Source organism: Aquimarina sp. 433, assembly GCF_054054605.1.
This window is the reverse complement of record NZ_JBSWZK010000009.1, coordinates 173,741-192,084: the sequence shown is the minus strand read 5'-3', so window position 1 is coordinate 192,084 and position 18,344 is coordinate 173,741. Positions and strand designations below refer to the sequence as shown.

Sequence of the window (18,344 nt, the reverse complement as noted above, 5' to 3'; positions counted from 1 at the left end):
TTTTTTTAAATGAAATTTTGTGTTAATTTATTATTAGTTTTAAATGACCACTTCTTAGTTAATACATAGTCAATTCCAAATCTTCCTGATCCTAAAATGAGATTATAAATCCCAATCCACAGGAATCCCATGGCAGGCAACATACCCCATAGTCCTTGATCCCATTTTTGGAAGATAATTGCTACTAACATCGTACAAATGATAAAGAATGATGCTATTCTTGTTTTAAAACCAAGAGATAAAAAAACGCCACCAATGGCTTCACTTGCTGCACCCATCCATGCGAAGAATACTGGAAACATTGCAAATACGCCTCCGTATTCTGCTATGTCTTTTGGAAACCACTCTACAACTTCTAGGAATCTTAGATCGGGAGAACCTTCAGGACTCCAAGGAACTCCAAATTTACTTCCACCAAAATTTACTGCTAAAAAATAACCACATACAATTCTTGGAAAGGCAAATAATAAATCTGCTGACCAATGCTTCATTGTAATAGGTTGGATAATTCTTTTGATCACTGTTTTCATGACTGAAACGATTTTTAGATTGTTTGATGGTTCAAATGTCTGAATCGTTTCTTAGTACTACGCCCCAAAACAAAATAGGACGGCTCAAATCATGATTTGAGCCGTCCTATTTAAGTGAGTCGTTACTATTACTGCCTATTTCATGGCTTCTAATAATACAATTTCATAATCAGAGTTTATAGTTACATTTCCATCTCTTACAGTGGTTTCTGTTCCAGAATAGGTGTCAATAACGGTTGTTCCATCCTTAAAAATAGTATCTACTTTAAGGGTTTTAGTTCCTTTTCTCTGATTTAATCCAACTACTACTTTGTCAACAATATTATCTTTGTTATAAGTTCTGGAAAAAACATATGGTGATTCGTTGATCATTTTATGTTTTCCAGCACCAATAGATGGATGATTCTTTCTAAAATTACCAAGTTTTTGCCAATGTTTAAGAAGTAATTTAGTGTCTTCATTTTCCAAATCTTCCCAATTCATCTTTGATCTTAAAGTGGCATCACCTTCAGTTCCTTCTATGATTAATGATCTCGCTGTTTCGTCACCGTAGTAAACTTGCGAAATTCCAGGTGTTAATAAAAGCTTAGTAGCTGATTCAAAAGTCTTTTTTCTTTCTTTATCAAAGGGATCTCCGTCATCATGAGAGCTGATATAATTCATCACACTTTTTCCAATTAATCCAGTATGAAGCGCAGCACTATATTTACTATACAATTTCTCGTAGTCTAATTTCTTAGCATCATATTTAAATTGAAAATTAATAAGGTTGTCAAAACCATTGGCATAATAATCAACTTTGCGGTCACCAAAATCATAAAAACGTTTACCGTCAATTCCATATCCATATAATTCTCCTAAAACGTAGAATTCGTTATTATCTAATACTTTTTCGGGATTATTCTTTTTCCATTCGGCAAATGCAAGTTTAGCTTGTTCCGCCAGTACAGCCCAAACGCCTTCTTCTACATGTTTTACTGTATCTACACGATACCCATCAATACCTAATTCTCTAACGTAATCTGTTAACCACTTGATAATATAATTTTTAGGAGTTTTTTTAAGGCCAGTTTTAGCAAAAAAGATTTCAAGTTCATCCATTTCACTTTCCAAACGTCCTTCTTCTTTCCATTTTTTTAGTAAAGGTTCTGGTAACTTTACTTCTTCATCGCTTTCAGTTTTTACATCTGGGAGATTAGCTACCAATGTACATTTTACAGCTGTTTCATAATCTTTGTAAGAACATTGAGGTCCAGTTCTTACCCAATCATCGGACCAAACGGGATCTTTTTCTGTAACAGGACCTGTATGGTTAATTACAACATCCATTAGAATTCTAATTCCATTTTTATGCGCAACTTCAACAAGTTTTTTTAAGTCATCATAAGTTCCAAAGTTGGGATCTATTCTTGTCCAGTCTTTAGCCCAATATCCATGAAAAGGGTAGGTATTTCCAGTACCTTCATCAACACTGTCGTGTATTTGTTCCACTAACGGATTTACCCAAAGTGCATTGATACCGAGATTAGCAAAATATCCTTCTTCAATTTTTTGTATGATTCCTTTAATATCACCTCCTTCAAAACCTCGTAATACCGCTGTTTCTTTTGTTCTATCAAGAACCTCATCGTTACTAGTATCTCCATTATTAAATCTATCAGCAAGTAAGAAATATACATTTGCTCCTTCCCATATAAAAGGAATTTTGTCAGTAGTTACAGGTGTAACTTCTTTTGTTTCTTTCGTTTGGATTATCTCTTTTGGTGTTTTAGTTTCCTCTTTGCACGAGACAAATATGCTCAGGCAAATTAGAAGAATAGCAGTTGATAAATGTTTCATGTGTTTGTTTTTGTATTCCATAATTTAAATGATGGAACTATCGTAATAAATAAGAGTTTAAGATGCTAATCTATAAAAATGCCTTAAAAAAAACGAGTACAAAGAATTGCGAATTCCATAAAAATGATAGACTTCTAGGATTTGTTTTGCAATGCTACGTATTGAGAAGGGGAAACGTTCGTGAGTTTTTTAAAAACTCGATTGAATGTAGCTTTGCTATTAAACCCACACTCATAAGCGATTCCAAGTAGCGACAGTTGTTCTTGTCTTCCTTGGTGAATCATGTCCTGCACAGCTTTAACTCTATAAGAATTTATAAAATCATTGAAGTTCTTTTCAAAACCCGCGTTAATGGTTTCAGATACCATTGCTGCAGGAATACGTAACATTTTGGATAGTTCTGTTAAATTGAGATCTGGATTAAGAAAAGGCTGTTGATCATTCATAAACTCTTCAATTCTTTTCTTATTATGAATAATTTCGTTGCTTAACTCTGTCTTACTTTCTTCAACAGAAGATTGTTTTACCGATACAGAAAAATTAAGATTATTTAATTTATTGGTATCCGTAAAGTATCCTTTTATACCTATATATATGATTGCTAACGCTGTAAAAAAATGATACCACCATCTTTGGGTCCAATGAAGATCTGTTATAACGGAGTCTATTACTCCTTGAAAAACACTATATAAAAACAAGAAGGAATAGATGAAAAGAAAGTTTCGAATCCAGTTAAGCTCCAGCGCATAGGTGTTAGAAAAAAAGTGTTGTATTTTCTTTCGATATACATAGTATAATTGAATAGTAAAAGCCAAGTATAATAACATTTGAAGATTTTCTACAATTCCAATTAATGGACTTACATATTTTTCATCTAACACTATTTTTAAATATCCGTTTTGAGTTTCCGAGAATCCTGGTTGAGAAGCGTCATAAATAAATATGACTATTTTATATAAAACGTAAATAGAAACCGGAATAAAATGAATTAAGTCTTTTTTAACAAACCTAAAACCAGATGTGGTAATTGATTTTACATAAAAATAGAGTAAAGGACCTATAGCCAGAGATAAAGCGATTAACCAATAGTTGATTTTTGTATTTCGATAGGTATCATACCAATCCATAAAACCTATAGTATAAGTAGTTCTATGATAGCCGGTAATAAAAATCAGCAACGCTAAAAATAGTGCAGATATGTACTTATGCTTAAAGTATCTTTGCAATAAAAGGGAAGCAAAAAGAAATGCCTGTAACACTAGAACCAATAATGGAGTACTATAAATGTTAAACGCAGGAAACTCTAAAGGTATCGAAATCGGCATATCGCTAATTTAAATAATTCATAGAATAATTTTTTATTTTTTTTTGAAATTAAAATACTGTTCCTTTGACCATAATTTTATTGTAATGGCTAATTTAAAAGCGTGGATCTCTGCAGCTAGACTCAGAACCTTACCTTTATCCATATCGGGTATCATTGTAGGTTCTTCTATGTTCAATAATCTAAAAGTTAACACGAAATCTTCTTTAGAATATTCTGAAGGTTTCGGTGGAAAGCTTTTGTATTTCTCAGAGACATCTATTTTTTGGCTAGCGATAGCTACTACTTTGGGATTACAAATTCTATCCAATTTTGCCAATGATTATGGAGATGGTGTAAAAGGAACGGATAATGAAGATAGAGTTGGTCCGCAAAGAGCTTTGCAAAGTGGTGCTATTACCAAAAAAGAAATGTTTAGAGGAATTGTGATTACAGCTATTGTAACTTTGTGTTTGGCCATTTGTCTTATTTATCAATCTTTTGGACAAACGTATTTCCTATATTCAGTTTTCTTTTTCTTATTGGGAGTAGCAGCGATCATTGCAGCAATTAAATACACAATGGGTAAAACTGCTTATGGCTACCGCGGGTTAGGAGATGTGTTTGTGTTTATATTTTTTGGTTTGGTGAGTGTTATAGGATGTTACTTTTTGTTTACAAAACAATTAAATTGGCTAATTATCTTTCCGGCGATTACTATTGGAATGTTAAGTTCAGCAGTGTTAAATTTAAATAATTTAAGAGATCATGATAGTGATAAAAAAGCTGGTAAAAATACCTTAGTAGTTAAACTAGGTGTTTCTGCTGCTAAAAAGTATCATTACTTATTGCTTATTATTGCTTTGTGTTCTATGATAGTTTTTATTGTCAACACTTATGATAGCTACTTTGATTTACTTTTTCTTATTGCTTTTATTCCTTTGATAATTCATTTTTTTAAAGTTATAAAAACTGAAGATACTAAAGAACTGGATCCAGAATTAAAGAAAGTAGCTTTATCTACATTTTTATTATCGATATTATTTAGTATTGGTCAGATTTTTTAACTTTCCATTCTTAATTTAAAACCTTACACGATGAAGATTACCTTTTATGGGCAGAATACATTATTACTAGAAATTGGAAAAAATAAAGTACTGGTAGATCCTTTTATTTCTGGAAATCCCTTATCCAAAGATAAAATTGATATTAGAGATATAAAAGTTGATTATATCCTATTAACTCATGCACATCAAGATCATACATTAGACGCTGAGGCAATAGCAAAAAATAGTTCGGCAATAATTATTTCTAATTATGAAATTGCGATGTATTATCAAGAGAAGGGTATTGAAGTTCATCCAATGAACCATGGTGGTAGTTGGAATTTTGATTTTGGAAAAGTAAAGTACGTAAATGCTATTCATACCAGTAGTTTTCCAGATGGAACCTATGGAGGACAACCTGGAGGATTTGTAATTGAAGGTGAAGGGAAGAGTATTTATATAGCTGGTGATACAGCATTAACCATGGATATGAAGTTGATACCTCTTTTTACGAAGTTAGATCTCGCAATACTTCCAATAGGTGATAATTTTACTATGGGTATTGATGAAGCCATTATAGCGAGTGATTTTGTGGAGTGTGATAAGGTATTAGGAGTACATTATGATACTTTTGGATATATAGAAATTGATCATAAAGAAGCAAAACAGAAGTTTTCGGATAAAAATAAAGACCTAGTTTTATTGGATATTGGAAAGAGTATAGAGTTGTAATGAAAGCTACCTATCATAAACATATTCTAGAATTTAAAAGACCTAGTGGTACTTCTAGAGGAATTCTAAAAACAAAAGAAACCTGGTTTATTGTTATTTCTGCAGATGGGAAAAAGGGAATAGGAGAATGTGGAATATTAAGAACTCTTAGTATTGATGATCGTCCGGATTATGAAGAGAAATTAAAATGGACATGTGATAATATTCATTTAGGAGTAAACTTTTTGTATTATGAGTTAAAAGAGTTTCCAAGCATACAATTTGGTGTAGAAATGGCATTTAAATCATTAGAAAGTGCCGATGGATTCAATTTGTTTCCATCTCAATTTGTAAATGGGAATGATGCTATTCCAATTAATGGACTCATTTGGATGGGAGAGAAGAAGTTTATGAAAGATCAGATTGTAGAAAAATTAGATCAAGGATTTGATTGTATTAAAATGAAAATAGGAGCAATTGATTTTGATGCTGAACTAGATCTATTAGCCTATATACGATCTCAGTTTTCGAAAGAAGTAATTGAACTTAGAGTGGATGCAAATGGTGCTTTTTCTCCTGATGAAGCGTTAGATAAGTTAAAAAGACTTAGTGTCCATGATCTTCATAGCATAGAACAACCCATAAAGCAGGGGCAGTACGAGATGATGAAAGATCTTTGTAATGATACACCTTTACCAATAGCCTTAGATGAGGAATTAATTGGAGTATTTGATGTAACAGAAAAAAGGAAATTACTACTAACTATACAACCACAGTTTATCATCTTAAAACCGAGTTTGATTGGAGGGTTTAAAGGTACACAGGAGTGGATTGATATTGCTGACGAGTTAAATATTGGGTGGTGGATTACTAGTGCATTAGAAAGTAACATTGGGTTAAACGCTATAGCCCAATTTACCCATACTTTGAACAATAGTATGCCGCAAGGTCTTGGAACGGGTAGTTTATATACCAACAATATAGCATCGCCTTTGCTAGTAGAAAAAGGCACATTGATGTACTCCACAAATAATCAGTGGTCAGTGCCATATTTATAATAAAATTGAATTTATATGTATATAGAACAAGCATTAAAACCAAAAAATGAATGGTGGAATTATTTAATTGGTTTATTCATAATCTTTATTGGTTGGCAAGTTATAGGAGTTATACCACTTATTGTAGCCGCTTTTATGAAAGTAGATAGTTTACAAGAATTCGAAGCAGCGGCGCAAAATAATTTTGTGGAATTAGGAATAGATAAAAATCTATTTTTAGTATTAATGATATTCAGTTTTGCTATGGGACTATTAGCATTACTTTTTGCTGCTAAATTTCTGAATAGACAAACTATACGAGAATTAACAACTTCAAGAAATAAAACGGATTGGAGTAGAATACGTTTTTCCTTTTTCTTGGTTGTTGGTATGAGTTCAATATTGTTTTTGATTAGTTATTTTACGGAATCTGAGATTTATACTTGGAATTTTAAAGCTGTTCCTTTTCTGATATTGTTTTTAGTTTCAGTTTTATTGTTACCATTACAAACGAGTTTCGAAGAGTATTTATTTAGAGGGTATCTTATGCAAGGACTTGGAGTTATCACCAAAAATAGATGGTTTCCTTTATTATTTACTTCGGTTGTTTTTGGTTTATTACATGGTTTAAATCCAGAGGTTGCCAAATTAGGCAATGTAATGATGGTTTTTTATATTGGTACAGGTTTGTTATTGGGTGTTATGACATTGATGGATGATGGTATGGAATTAGCATTGGGATTTCATGCAGCTAATAATATACTAGCAGCGATTTTAGTAACTACAGATTGGAGTGCCTTACAGACAGATGCACTTTTTATTGACACTTCTGAACCGTCTGCAGGATTAGACATAATTTTACCAATATTAGTTCAATATCCTCTTATTATTTTTATTATGGCTAAAAAATATAAATGGTCTGGATGGAAAGAAAAATTGTTTGGAAAAATAAAGTCTGATATAGTATTAGAACAATAATAACAAAATGATAATACACAATTTACGTAAAGATAACTCATAGCTATGTAAGAAAATTGAAATTTGGGTATGCAAACAGAAGAGCCTTTTTCTATTCCTAAGATACATGAAAACTTCAGTATTAATAAGCAATATCTCGATAATTCGGGATTGCAACGTATTGCCTATAATTTCATTAAAGAAGGAGAGTTTTACGAGCAGGAGGTAGGTAATTTTCTTTTGGATTGGCTAAATGAAAAAGATCATATTGTTGTACAAACCTCTGGTTCTACTGGTAAGCCTAAGAAGATCAAAATTTTTAAACAGCATATGGTTAATAGTGCTTTAGCCACAGGATCTTTTTTTAAAGTTAAAGAAGGAACCACTGCTTTATTATGTTTACCAGCAACCTATATAGCTGGAAAAATGATGTTGGTTAGAGCAATGGTGTTAGGATGGAAGATTGATTTGGTACCACCTAAAACGAACCCTTTGGATACTGTATACAAGCAATACGATTTTTGCGCAATGGTTCCTTTACAATTAGATAACTCTATCAATCGCTTGCATCTTATTAAAAAATTGATTGTGGGTGGAGGTACTGTTCCTGAAAACCTTAAGGAACTACTTCAAGGTGTCAAAACAAAGATTTTTGAAACCTATGGAATGACAGAAACTATTACGCATATCGCTGCGAGAAGAGTAAATCCAAAAAAGAAGGATAAAAAAGATGCTAAGTATTTTAAAGCATTGCCCAATATTACATTAGCAAAAGATGATCGTAATTGTTTAGTTATAAAAGCGCCACAGCTTAATGAGGAAACGATAATTACAAATGACGTTGTAGAATTAAAAACCTATAAAAAATTTCTTTGGAAAGGTAGATTTGATAATGTAATTAATAGTGGTGGAATTAAATTATATCCAGAAGAAATAGAAACTAAACTTCAACTATTAATAGGGCATCGATTTTTTATTTCTGGAATCCCAGATGATCAATTAGGGGAAAAACTCGTATTGGTTATTGAACGTGATTATGATAAGGGAGTTAAGGAAACTCTAGAAGATGCTATGAAGCATTTAGAAATTTTAACCAGATATGAAACTCCTAAAGAAATATTCTTCCTATCGCAGTTCATAGAAACTGATAATGGTAAGGTCCAACGTTCTAAAACTCTGGAATTGATTACCCATAAATTATCCTAAGCGATGATATCTATTCCCTATTCAAAAAGAACACTTCCCTCAATATAGTTTGTTAGAAATAAGCTAAGAAAGTAGTTTTATTTCATAATCAAGAAATTAATCAATTATGAAAGCACTACACTATTTTATGATGTTTTTCCTAACAATAGGAATTTCATATGCACAAGAAGTTACGATAACAGGTACTGTAACTGATCAAAACACTGGAGATCCTCTTCCCGGTGTAAATGTTATAATTTTTGGAACTGCAACGGGAACCAACACGGACTTTGATGGAAATTATGCTATAAAAGCAAAATTAAATGACGTATTAGAATTTTCATTCGTAGGATATACTACTAAAAAGATAAAAGTAGAAAAAGGAGTTTCTGTTATCGATGTTGTTATGATGGCAGATGAAGCAGTATTAGAGGAAGTCGTTATAACTGCCCAAGCTGTTAAAAGACAACGCAAGATTCTCGGATATTCTGTTTCTACAATTTCTGCAGAGTCTGTTTCTAAACGTAGCTCTAAAAGAAGAAAAAACCGTCGGAAAAATAGAAGAAAACAAATTGGTAGACAATTAGCTGGTAATTCAGGAGCAAATAATTCTGTAAGAATAAGAGGCGCAAGTAGTAATTTATCGACAAAGCAACCATTATATATAGTCGATGGTGTTCCTGTAGCTCAAAAAGATGTGGCTAAGATTCAAAATATTAATCCTAATAATATTTCTGGCATAAACATTTTAAAAGATAAAAAAGCAAAATCACTTTATGGATCAAAAGCTAAGCATGGTTGTATTATAATTACTACACATAAAGGAAACTATAAGATTGAAAATAATGAATCTTATAAAGAGATAGTGGAGAATAATTTTGAAAAAGTTACGATGTCACCATTATCTACCTTTTCTATAGATGTAGATAAAGCTTCATATAGTAATGTTAGAAGAATGATTAATAATGGTCAACAAATACCTGCAGATGCTGTTAAAATAGAAGAGATGATTAACTATTTTGATTATGATTATAAACAACCCACAGGTGATCATCCTTTTGCTATTCATACCGAATATGGAAATACTCCTTGGAATACTGATACAAAACTGGTTAAGATTGGTTTAAAAGGAAAAGAAGTGCCACAGGATCAGATTCCTGCCTCTAATTTAGTTTTTTTGCTAGATGTTTCTGGTTCTATGGATTCTCCAAAAAAGTTACCATTGCTGAAAAGAGCTTTTAAATTATTGGTAAATCAATTAAGAGAAAAAGACAAAGTTTCTATTGTGGTGTATGCAGGTGCTGCCGGAATGGTATTAAAACCAACATCTGGAGCTAATAAGAGCGAAATTAACCAAGCATTAAATAATTTAGAAGCAGGAGGTTCTACAGCAGGTGGAGCAGGTATAGAACTTGCATATAAAATAGCTCAAGAGAATTTTATAAAGGATGGTAATAATAGAGTTGTTTTGGCAACAGATGGTGATTTTAATGTGGGGATGAGTAGTGATAAGGATATGAAAACATTAATTGAAGAAAAGCGAAAATCAGGAGTGTTTCTTACTTGTCTAGGTTTTGGAATGGGGAATTATAAAGACAGCAAAGTAGAGACTTTAGCTGATAAAGGAAATGGAAATCATGCCTATATAGATACAATGCAAGAAGCACAGAGAATCTTAGGAAAAGAGTTTGGAGGTACGTTATATACGATAGCTAAAGATGTAAAAATTCAAGTTGAATTCAATCCATCAAAAGTGCAAGCATATCGATTAATTGGCTATGAAAATAGAATGCTACAAGATGAAGATTTTGTTGATGATACTAAAGATGCTGGTGAATTAGGGAGTGGGCATACCGTAACAGCATTATACGAAGTGATTCCTGTGGGAGTAAAAAGTAAGTTTCTAAAGTATATTCCAGAATTAAAGTATACAGATACCAAGAATAACAAAGATTTTGGAGATGAACTATTAACTGTAAAGTTTAGATATAAAAGACCACAAGAAAAGAAAAGTATTGAACTGGTGCATATCTTAAATACAAATAACAAAGAGGTTTCAAAAGATTTTAATTTTGCCGCTTCTGTTGCATGGTTTGGAATGAAAATACGTAAATCTAAATATCTTGTAAATGATGATATTAACGATATTATTACATTAGCTAAGGAGAATAAATCAAGTGATCCGCAAGGATATCGTGCAGAGTTCGTACGATTGATGAACAGCCATCAAACATTGTAATAAAAATTTAACCGAATTTTTACTACTAACACTCGCAATACATTGTGAGTGTTCTTTTATTATAGACGTAACATTTTATATATTAATGTTATTAATAATTAGTAAGTTCCTTTAAAATAGAAATTCAATGAAAAATAGAATAATCATTACGAGTTTATTTCTTTGCTCACTGTTTTTTTACAATACATTATTAGCTAACAATTTTAATGAAAAGAGTATTGTAATATATTGGGATGCTTCCCTGTCATTAACAAATAAAGACATTGACAAAGAGTTGAAATTTCTTGATACTTTTTTGAAATCTTATCCAAAGTCTAATATTAGGTTAGTTACTTTTAATACCTCGAGGACATCTGATAAACAATTTACTATGTCGTCATCTGATAAAAGTCTATTATACAAAACCATAAGAGAAGTCAAATATGATGGAGCTTCAGACTTTAGTTTGGTGGACATTGGAGGTACAGAAGATTTTTTATTGTTTTTTACAGATGGTAGAAACAATTTGGGAAGCATAAAAAGTAAACTTTATACTCCTAGAATTATAACAATTAGTAGTGTTCAAAGAATTAATAAAAAGTTTTTACACGAAACGGCATATTACAATAAAGGATATTATGTGAATTTATTGGAACATGATATTAAAAAATCTATTGCTGCAATAAAGGAGAATAGAATTATGCCAAAACTTATTTTTGTTAGTGATAAGGATAAAAAGTCAGAAGAGAATCTTATAGAAGGTCGAGTAAGTAATACAGAAGGTAATCCACTTCAAGATGTTTATATCACAATTAAGGGTAAAAACAAAAGTACAATTACAGATCAATTAGGAAATTATAAGATTCTTGTTAAAAAAGGAGATGTATTAGTGTATAGTTATACTAATATGAAAACTGCAGAAGTTATTACTGAAATTGATAACTATATAGACGTAACCTTAACTAGGAATGTCACTGATTTGGATCCAGTTATTATTAAATCAAAGTCAGAAGCTGGCATGGAAATGGTTCTAATTGGTGATCGTAGAGTAAGTAGAAGGTCTCTTGGTTATGCAGTAAACAATATTACCTCAGATGATATAACAGAAGCAAATAGGACACTAGGAGAGTCTATGGCTGGTGAATTTGCTGGAGTAAGAATGGGAAATAATAATGATGCAGGACAGATGATAATTCGAGGATTCAGCTCCTTTCTTCTAACAAATCATCCTGTTTTTATAGTAGACGGAGTACAGTTATCTAGAAGCGGAGTCGATTTGGAAACCAAAGTAGATATGAATTTTATTGATCCTAATATTATAGCGGATATTACAGTACTAAAAGGACTAGCTGCGACTAATAGATATGGTTCTCTAGGGAATAATGGTGTTGTCTTAATTACAACAAAAATGGCTTCTCTAAAACTAAAGGAAAAGGATAAAGAATCAAATGAAAGTAATGATATAGTATATAAAAGTTTTACTTCACCATTAAATATTACAAAAAAACAACCTTCCAATTTTTATTTAATGCTTGAAAAATTTGAATCAATTGATGATTCTTATAATCATTATGTCAGCCGTCTAAATGTAAATAAAGATAATGTAAGTTATTTTATAGAATCGTCGTCTTATTTTTTTGATAACAATGATCAAAAAAAAGCTTTTAGAGTTATATCGAATCTGTTAGAATTGTTTCCAGAAGACACTTCGGTATTGAGAGTATTAGCGTTTCATTTAGAAAAGCATGGCTTGCTAGAATATGGAGAAAAAATTTATCAAAGGATTTTAGAAATTTCACCGAAGGATTCACAGAATTATTTGGACTTGGCGAACAATTATTTTGATAGTAAAAAGTATCAAAACTCGGTAGATCTTTTTCAAAAAATGTCTACAACTAAGATTCATCAAGTCAAATCTTTTGAAGGTATTAAAAGTCAAATTAATAATGATTTTAAAAGTCTTCTTGCTAATAGAAATCAAACTTGGGATTTAAAGAAAGTGAAAAAATCTAATTTTCTATTGCCAAAATATAAATTAAGAGTAGTAACGGAATGGTCTCATCCTCAGACGGAATTTGAAATACAATATATTAATCCCGAAAAACACTTCTTTACGCTTAGTCATACGAAAGAAACCAATGGAAAAACAATCAATAATGAAATTAATCAAGGATTTCTGTCTGATGAATATCTATTATCTGAGTTAAAAAGTGGTAAATGGTTTTTAAACCTAACTGTTCCAGAAAGTCAAACACCCAATAAAAAATACCCTAAATTTCTAAAAGTAAAGGTTTATACCCAATTCGGAACAAAAAATCAGAAATTGCAATCGTATTTAATAAACCTAGATACAATAAATAAAAATCAAATATTTGCTTCATTTACTATAAATTAACAAATAAGAACTAAATACTTTTTTATAGAGACATCTGCAAAGCGTTGTGGGTGTCTTTTTTTTATAATATTTTTATTCCTGCTTAATAAATCACACAAATGAAAAAACTACCCATCTTACTTTTACTTATTTTTTTACATGACATACAAGCACAGATTCTTCCCGAAAGAGATAGAGCAGAGGTAATAGATCAGGTACTTGCTGATCGCTTTAATACATTATTGCCCGAATTAATGGATAGAACTGGTTTTGACATGTGGATTTTAATTTCCAGAGAATATAATGAAGATCCAGTATTAAAAACGATGTTACCTGCTAAATGGCTAAATGCCAGACGTAGAACCATTTTAGTTTTTTACAGAGATAAGGAAAAGAATACCATAGAACAATTGGCTGTAGCCAGATATAATGTTGGAAAATACATTGATTCCGCTTGGGACAAAGAAAAACAGCCTGATCAGTGGAAGGCATTGGTAGATATTATCGAAAAAAGAAAACCAGAAAATATTGGAGTAAATTATTCTACGCATTTTGGTATTGTTGATGGTATTGTAAAGACTGATTATGAAGAGTTTATGGAAGTGCTACCAGAAACGTATAAATCAAAGGTTACTTCAGCAGAAAAATTAGCAATTGCTTGGATAGAAACCAGAACCGAACAGGAAATGGAAATCTATAAAGAATTAGTACAAATCACACATGATATTATTGCTGAAGCTTTTAGTACCGAAGTGGTAAAGCCAGGTACTACTACAACAGATGATGTAGTATGGTGGTTAAGACAGAAAGTTACCGATATGGGATTAGAAACCTGGTTTCATCCTACAGTAGATATACAACGAATGGATGAGCCGTTAGAAAATCATATCGTTTCTTTTTCAAATCGACCAAATGATAAAATCATAAAACAAGGAGATCTTATTCATTGTGATTTTGGGATTACCTACCTTAGATTGAATACTGATTGCCAGCAGCATGCATATATTCTTAAGAATGGAGAAATGGGACCACCAGAATATTTGAAAAAAGCTTTCGCCGATGGTAATCGGGTTCAAGATATTTTTACAGGCAATTTTAAAACAGGTAAAACAGGAAATGAGATTTTATTAGAATCTTTAGCAGAAGGTAAAGCAGAAGGTCTTAAACCTGCTATTTATACACACCCTTTAGGATTGTACGGACACTCTTCGGGTACTACTTTAGGAATGTGGGATTCACAAGGAGGAGTTCCCGTAAACGGTGATTATCCTTTATTCGAGAATACAGTATATGCGATAGAATTAAATACTACTGTGACGATTCCAGAATGGAATAAGGATATTCGTATTATGTTGGAGGAAGCAGGCTTTTGGGGATCCAAAGGTTTTAGATATGTAAATAAGAGACAAACTGAGCTAATCACTATACCAAAAAGGCAATAATTATCGCAAAAGAGCGAGATAATAGTGAAATCATCTCGCTCTTCATTAACGATAAGATATAATTACAATTCTTAGTGATTAAAATGTCTTATAATTCATAAGACAATAATTATTACTTATGGACAAATAGGGTTGCAGTCATCTCCAGGACCACCATCATCTCCATTTCCGTTTCCACCAGGTCTTCTTACGGTTCTTCCATCCGCCCATTTCGCAGCTTCAGGATTTACAACCCAAATCCTCAATCCTCTACTTGCAAATTCGTTTCGCTCCAATTGTGATCGAAGACGCAAAGTGATTACATCTTGACCTTGTGCATTTACATACTGTACGCGATCACTACCTCTATAAGTTCCGATAATGTTTGAACCTGTCGTAGTTCTAATATCGACGTATGCGTTATCTTCAAAATTACTACCCACAATCCAAATACAATAGTTGTCATCACATCCAGCTCCCGCTCGAGAAATTTTTGGTGTTCCATCTCGTGATACAAAAGCAGCATTATATCTACCTAAAAATAAATTATAATTAGGGCAGTTTCCTAAAGTTAAATATTCTTCCACTACATAGCCTGGAGGAATTCCCTCTATAGAACATACAATTCTAAAGTCGGCATTATTCTTTTCTGATGATTGTAGCTCTAATTGTTCTTCTAAAGTTAAATTTTCCTCTAATAATTGATCTTCTTCTGGTTGACAACTAATTGCACCTACTAGTAATAATAATAAAAGAAGCTTTTTGAAAATATTTTTCATGATAGTTTCATATAAATTGTTAATAAACGATTTGTGTTTCTGCCGGCTTGAATACGGGTATAAAACTATCTTCAAATACTATAAGTTAAAAGGAAAGCAACATCAAATTTATAAATTTGCTTTTGTTTGGTTAAATATAAAACACTGATACATATGGCTTAAGACTTCTATGAATAAGAAATCCCTAAGAAATATATACTTCTTAGGGATTTCTTTTATAAAATTATAAAATCTTTATAAATCTATTTCTTCTGTTGTTCCGTCAGGATATGTTACCGTTGCTTTATTATCACAAGTACCATCTCCGTAATCAATAGAGGCACTTAACGCATTTTTAGTCATTACTAAGGTGCCACTAGTAATATATCCACAACTAAAAGTTCCTGCTAATGTAGGGTCCGTAGCTAAAGAGTAACTATCACTACCTAAGGTTACAATCCAGCTTCCTCCAATCGTATATGAAGCGTCACCCGATCCGAATCCATTTATAGTATATGTTTTAGTTCCTTGTTCAGAAGCTGTAGTTCCATCGGCTAAAGTAATAGATAAGTCGGATGTAACCGCATACACGAAATTACCAGCATCCGTATCTATAGAATAGGTAGTGCTTTTACTTCCATTTACAGAATTACCTGCATAACTTAAGTTATCAAATGTAATAGTTGTAGTCACGGTATTGTTTTCCATTACCACAGAAACATTGATAGCACCGCTAATCGTTTCGCCATCTTCATTTGTACAGTCTGTAAATGTAAGTGTATACCCAGTATCTGTAATACTAAAATCTGCACATCCTGGTTTCCCAACTTTTGATGAGATTTCGCTACTAGATCTATTCATAGAAATATTATCCAACGTCATGTCATCTATGAAGTTAGATATTTTCTCTACCTCCAAGCTTTTCATTACATCTTCCTGAGTGATATCTACAGCAGAGGTGTTATTGCTATCATCGTCGCTACAACTTACCACAAATAGTCCGACCATAACCGCAACAAGAACTACTTTTAAATTTAAAAATACTTTGTTCATTATTGATATTTTTTTTGAGTTATTATGTTCAAAACGAAACTATTTTTTATTTATTACAATTGGTCATAAATTACTATTAGATAAAAAAAAGAGACTTCAATACAATTGAAATCCCTTTTTTTTATAAAAATTATAGGATTACACCTGTATTACACCTAGATTAAAAGGTTTTTCTATTGGAGCGTGATCGGCAGCTTCAATACCCATAGAAATCCATTTTCTTGTTTCTAAAGGATCGATAATAGCATCAGTCCAGATTCTAGCTGCTGCATAATATGGCGAAATCTGCTTATCATAGCGTGCTTTAATCTTATTAAATAATGCTTTTTCATCCTCTTCAGAAAGTTCCTCACCTTTCTTTTTAAGAGATGCAGTCTCTATTTGTAATAAAACTTTGGCTGCTTGCGCACCTCCCATTACAGCTAATTCAGCACTCGGCCAAGCACAAATAAGTCTTGGATCATAAGCTTTTCCACACATAGCATAATTTCCTGCACCATAAGAATTTCCAACAACAACTGTAAATTTAGGAACTACACTGTTACTTACTGCGTTTACCATTTTGGCACCGTCTTTTATAATACCACCATGCTCACTTTTACTGCCCACCATAAAACCAGTTACATCTTGTAGAAAAACTAACGGAATCTTTTTTTGGTTACAATTGGCAATAAAACGCGTAGCTTTATCTGCAGAATCAGAATAAATAACACCTCCGAATTGCATTTCTCCCTTTTTGTTTTTTACAACTTTACGCTGATTTGCCACGATTCCAACTGCCCATCCATCGATACGAGCATACCCCGTAATTATAGTTTGTCCATATCCGGACTTATATTCTTCAAAATCAGAATCATCAACCAAACGATGAATAATTTCCATCATATCATACTGCTCATTTCTAGCTTTCGGCAGAATTCCGTAGATCTCTTCAGGATTCATTTTAGGTTTTACAGATGGTACTCTATTGTATCCTGCTTTTTCAAAATCTCCTATTTTAGAAACTATATTCTTAATGGTGTCCAAAGCATCCTTATCGTCTTTTGATTTATAGTCTGTTACACCAGAAATTTCGCAATGCGTAGTCGCACCACCTAAGGTTTCATTGTCTATACTTTCTCCTATTGCTGCTTTTACTAGATAACTACCAGCCAAGAAAATACTTCCTGTTTTATCTACGATTAGAGCTTCGTCACTCATTATAGGTAGATAGGCTCCTCCAGCAACACAACTTCCCATTACTGCAGATATTTGAGTAATTCCCATACTGCTCATTACAGCGTTGTTTCTAAAAATTCTACCAAAATGTTCCTTATCCGGAAAAATTTCATCCTGCATAGGCAGATAAACACCAGCACTATCTACAAGATAGATAATTGGTAATCTGTTTTCAATTGCAATTTCTTGTGCTCTTAGGTTTTTCTTTCCAGTTATTGGAAACCATGCACCAGCTTTAACGGTAGCATCATTAGCTACCACTATACATTGTTTACCACTAATATGACCTATTTTAATAACTACACCGCCACTTGGGCAACCTCCATGTTCAGGATACATTTCATCACCAGCAAAAGCACCAATTTCTATAGCTTTAGAATCATCATCTAATAGATATTCGATTCTTTCTCTTGCCGTCATTTTTCCTTTGGCGTGTAATTTTTCAATTCTTTTTTCTCCACCACCTAATTTAACCTTTGCAAGCTTTTGGCGCAAGGCAGATACTAACAGTTTATTGTGGTCTTCGTTTTTATTGAAGTTTAAATCCATTTGTGTGTATTGTTTGCACGAAAATACAAAAATCAATGAGTTTTTAAATCATTAATAATAAAACCAAAAACTGCTTAGAATCATTTCAAAAAAGTTTCTAAAATGTTAATTAATTATCTCCAATATTAAGAGTCTATAACATTTC

General features: G+C 32.1%; 14 protein-coding genes. 8 read left to right on the top strand and 6 right to left on the bottom strand.

All coding sequences use genetic code 11. The features are described 5' to 3' along the window. Positions 1–5: 5 nt before the first annotated feature. The 3 genes from ACWNT5_RS18235 to ACWNT5_RS18225 all read right to left on the bottom strand — a co-directional run bounded on the left by ACWNT5_RS18235 (position 6) and on the right by ACWNT5_RS18225 (position 3,694). Positions 6–530, bottom strand: coding sequence for a DoxX family protein (locus ACWNT5_RS18235; RefSeq protein WP_299601243.1), 525 nt, complete (start codon positions 528–530; stop codon positions 6–8). 135 nt (positions 531–665) lie between these two features. Further along, positions 666–2,369 carry an alpha-amylase family glycosyl hydrolase gene (locus tag ACWNT5_RS18230; RefSeq protein WP_299601245.1) on the bottom strand — a complete coding sequence of 568 codons (1,704 nt, stop codon included), beginning with the start codon at positions 2,367–2,369 and terminating at the stop codon, positions 666–668. Positions 2,370–2,503: 134 nt separating this feature from the next. Next, positions 2,504–3,694: a helix-turn-helix domain-containing protein gene (locus ACWNT5_RS18225; protein WP_456518184.1), complete on the bottom strand. Its 1,191-nt coding sequence runs from the start codon at positions 3,692–3,694 to the stop codon at positions 2,504–2,506. 85 nt (positions 3,695–3,779) lie between these two features. Here ACWNT5_RS18225 and menA point away from each other — a divergent pair, with 85 nt between their 5' ends. The 8 genes from menA (at position 3,780) to ACWNT5_RS18185 (ending at position 14,642) form a co-directional block, all read left to right on the top strand. Then, the gene (gene menA / locus ACWNT5_RS18220) at positions 3,780–4,739 is read left to right on the top strand and encodes a 1,4-dihydroxy-2-naphthoate octaprenyltransferase (RefSeq protein WP_456518183.1); all 960 of its coding nucleotides are present in this window, start codon (positions 3,780–3,782) and stop codon (positions 4,737–4,739) included. Between the two features lie 30 nt (positions 4,740–4,769). Then, positions 4,770–5,450: a metal-dependent hydrolase gene (locus ACWNT5_RS18215; protein WP_299601249.1), complete on the top strand. Its 681-nt coding sequence runs from the start codon at positions 4,770–4,772 to the stop codon at positions 5,448–5,450. After that, on the top strand, positions 5,450–6,487 hold the full coding sequence (locus ACWNT5_RS18210) for an o-succinylbenzoate synthase (protein WP_299601251.1): 1,038 nt from the start codon (positions 5,450–5,452) through the stop codon (positions 6,485–6,487). The genes ACWNT5_RS18215 and ACWNT5_RS18210 overlap by 1 nt, the downstream gene beginning before the upstream one ends. A gap of 15 nt (positions 6,488–6,502) precedes the next feature. Continuing rightward, positions 6,503–7,444 (top strand): CPBP family intramembrane glutamic endopeptidase, encoded by a 942-nt coding sequence (locus ACWNT5_RS18205; RefSeq protein WP_299601253.1) that lies wholly within the window; start codon positions 6,503–6,505, stop codon positions 7,442–7,444. 69 nt (positions 7,445–7,513) lie between these two features. Next, the gene (locus tag ACWNT5_RS18200) at positions 7,514–8,629 is read left to right on the top strand and encodes an AMP-binding protein (protein ID WP_299601254.1); all 1,116 of its coding nucleotides are present in this window, start codon (positions 7,514–7,516) and stop codon (positions 8,627–8,629) included. Between the two features lie 106 nt (positions 8,630–8,735). Next, the gene (locus ACWNT5_RS18195; protein WP_456518182.1) at positions 8,736–10,847 is read left to right on the top strand and encodes a YfbK domain-containing protein; all 2,112 of its coding nucleotides are present in this window, start codon (positions 8,736–8,738) and stop codon (positions 10,845–10,847) included. Positions 10,848–10,974: 127 nt separating this feature from the next. After that, on the top strand, positions 10,975–13,221 hold the full coding sequence (locus ACWNT5_RS18190; RefSeq protein WP_299601257.1) for a TonB-dependent receptor plug domain-containing protein: 2,247 nt from the start codon (positions 10,975–10,977) through the stop codon (positions 13,219–13,221). A 98-nt stretch (positions 13,222–13,319) separates the two neighbouring features. Continuing rightward, entirely contained in the window at positions 13,320–14,642 is a 1,323-nt protein-coding gene (locus ACWNT5_RS18185) for a M24 family metallopeptidase (RefSeq protein WP_299601260.1), read from the top strand. A gap of 116 nt (positions 14,643–14,758) precedes the next feature. Here ACWNT5_RS18185 and ACWNT5_RS18180 read toward each other — a convergent pair whose 3' ends face one another. From ACWNT5_RS18180 to ACWNT5_RS18170, 3 genes are all read right to left on the bottom strand, one after another. Next, positions 14,759–15,400, bottom strand: coding sequence for a hypothetical protein (locus ACWNT5_RS18180; RefSeq protein ID WP_299601263.1), 642 nt, complete (start codon positions 15,398–15,400; stop codon positions 14,759–14,761). Positions 15,401–15,634: 234 nt separating this feature from the next. After that, the gene (locus tag ACWNT5_RS18175) at positions 15,635–16,432 is read right to left on the bottom strand and encodes a hypothetical protein (protein ID WP_456518181.1); all 798 of its coding nucleotides are present in this window, start codon (positions 16,430–16,432) and stop codon (positions 15,635–15,637) included. 138 nt (positions 16,433–16,570) lie between these two features. Further along, positions 16,571–18,199 carry an acyl-CoA carboxylase subunit beta gene (locus tag ACWNT5_RS18170; protein ID WP_456518180.1) on the bottom strand — a complete coding sequence of 543 codons (1,629 nt, stop codon included), beginning with the start codon at positions 18,197–18,199 and terminating at the stop codon, positions 16,571–16,573. Positions 18,200–18,344: the final 145 nt, after the last annotated feature.

What these genes read in the sequence shown, in the direction of transcription:
- ACWNT5_RS18235 (WP_299601243.1), bottom strand. Translation starts at nt 530, where the DNA reads ATGAAAACAGTGATCAAAAGAATTATCCAACCTATTACAATGAAGCAT.
- ACWNT5_RS18230 (WP_299601245.1), bottom strand. Translation starts at nt 2,369, where the DNA reads ATGAAACATTTATCAACTGCTATTCTTCTAATTTGCCTGAGCATATTT.
- ACWNT5_RS18225 (WP_456518184.1), bottom strand. Translation starts at nt 3,694, where the DNA reads ATGCCGATTTCGATACCTTTAGAGTTTCCTGCGTTTAACATTTATAGT.
- menA (WP_456518183.1), top strand. Translation starts at nt 3,780, where the DNA reads ATGGCTAATTTAAAAGCGTGGATCTCTGCAGCTAGACTCAGAACCTTA.
- ACWNT5_RS18215 (WP_299601249.1), top strand. Translation starts at nt 4,770, where the DNA reads ATGAAGATTACCTTTTATGGGCAGAATACATTATTACTAGAAATTGGA.
- ACWNT5_RS18210 (WP_299601251.1), top strand. Translation starts at nt 5,450, where the DNA reads ATGAAAGCTACCTATCATAAACATATTCTAGAATTTAAAAGACCTAGT.
- ACWNT5_RS18205 (WP_299601253.1), top strand. Translation starts at nt 6,503, where the DNA reads ATGTATATAGAACAAGCATTAAAACCAAAAAATGAATGGTGGAATTAT.
- ACWNT5_RS18200 (WP_299601254.1), top strand. Translation starts at nt 7,514, where the DNA reads ATGCAAACAGAAGAGCCTTTTTCTATTCCTAAGATACATGAAAACTTC.
- ACWNT5_RS18195 (WP_456518182.1), top strand. Translation starts at nt 8,736, where the DNA reads ATGAAAGCACTACACTATTTTATGATGTTTTTCCTAACAATAGGAATT.
- ACWNT5_RS18190 (WP_299601257.1), top strand. Translation starts at nt 10,975, where the DNA reads ATGAAAAATAGAATAATCATTACGAGTTTATTTCTTTGCTCACTGTTT.
- ACWNT5_RS18185 (WP_299601260.1), top strand. Translation starts at nt 13,320, where the DNA reads ATGAAAAAACTACCCATCTTACTTTTACTTATTTTTTTACATGACATA.
- ACWNT5_RS18180 (WP_299601263.1), bottom strand. Translation starts at nt 15,400, where the DNA reads ATGAAAAATATTTTCAAAAAGCTTCTTTTATTATTATTACTAGTAGGT.
- ACWNT5_RS18175 (WP_456518181.1), bottom strand. Translation starts at nt 16,432, where the DNA reads ATGAACAAAGTATTTTTAAATTTAAAAGTAGTTCTTGTTGCGGTTATG.
- ACWNT5_RS18170 (WP_456518180.1), bottom strand. Translation starts at nt 18,199, where the DNA reads ATGGATTTAAACTTCAATAAAAACGAAGACCACAATAAACTGTTAGTA.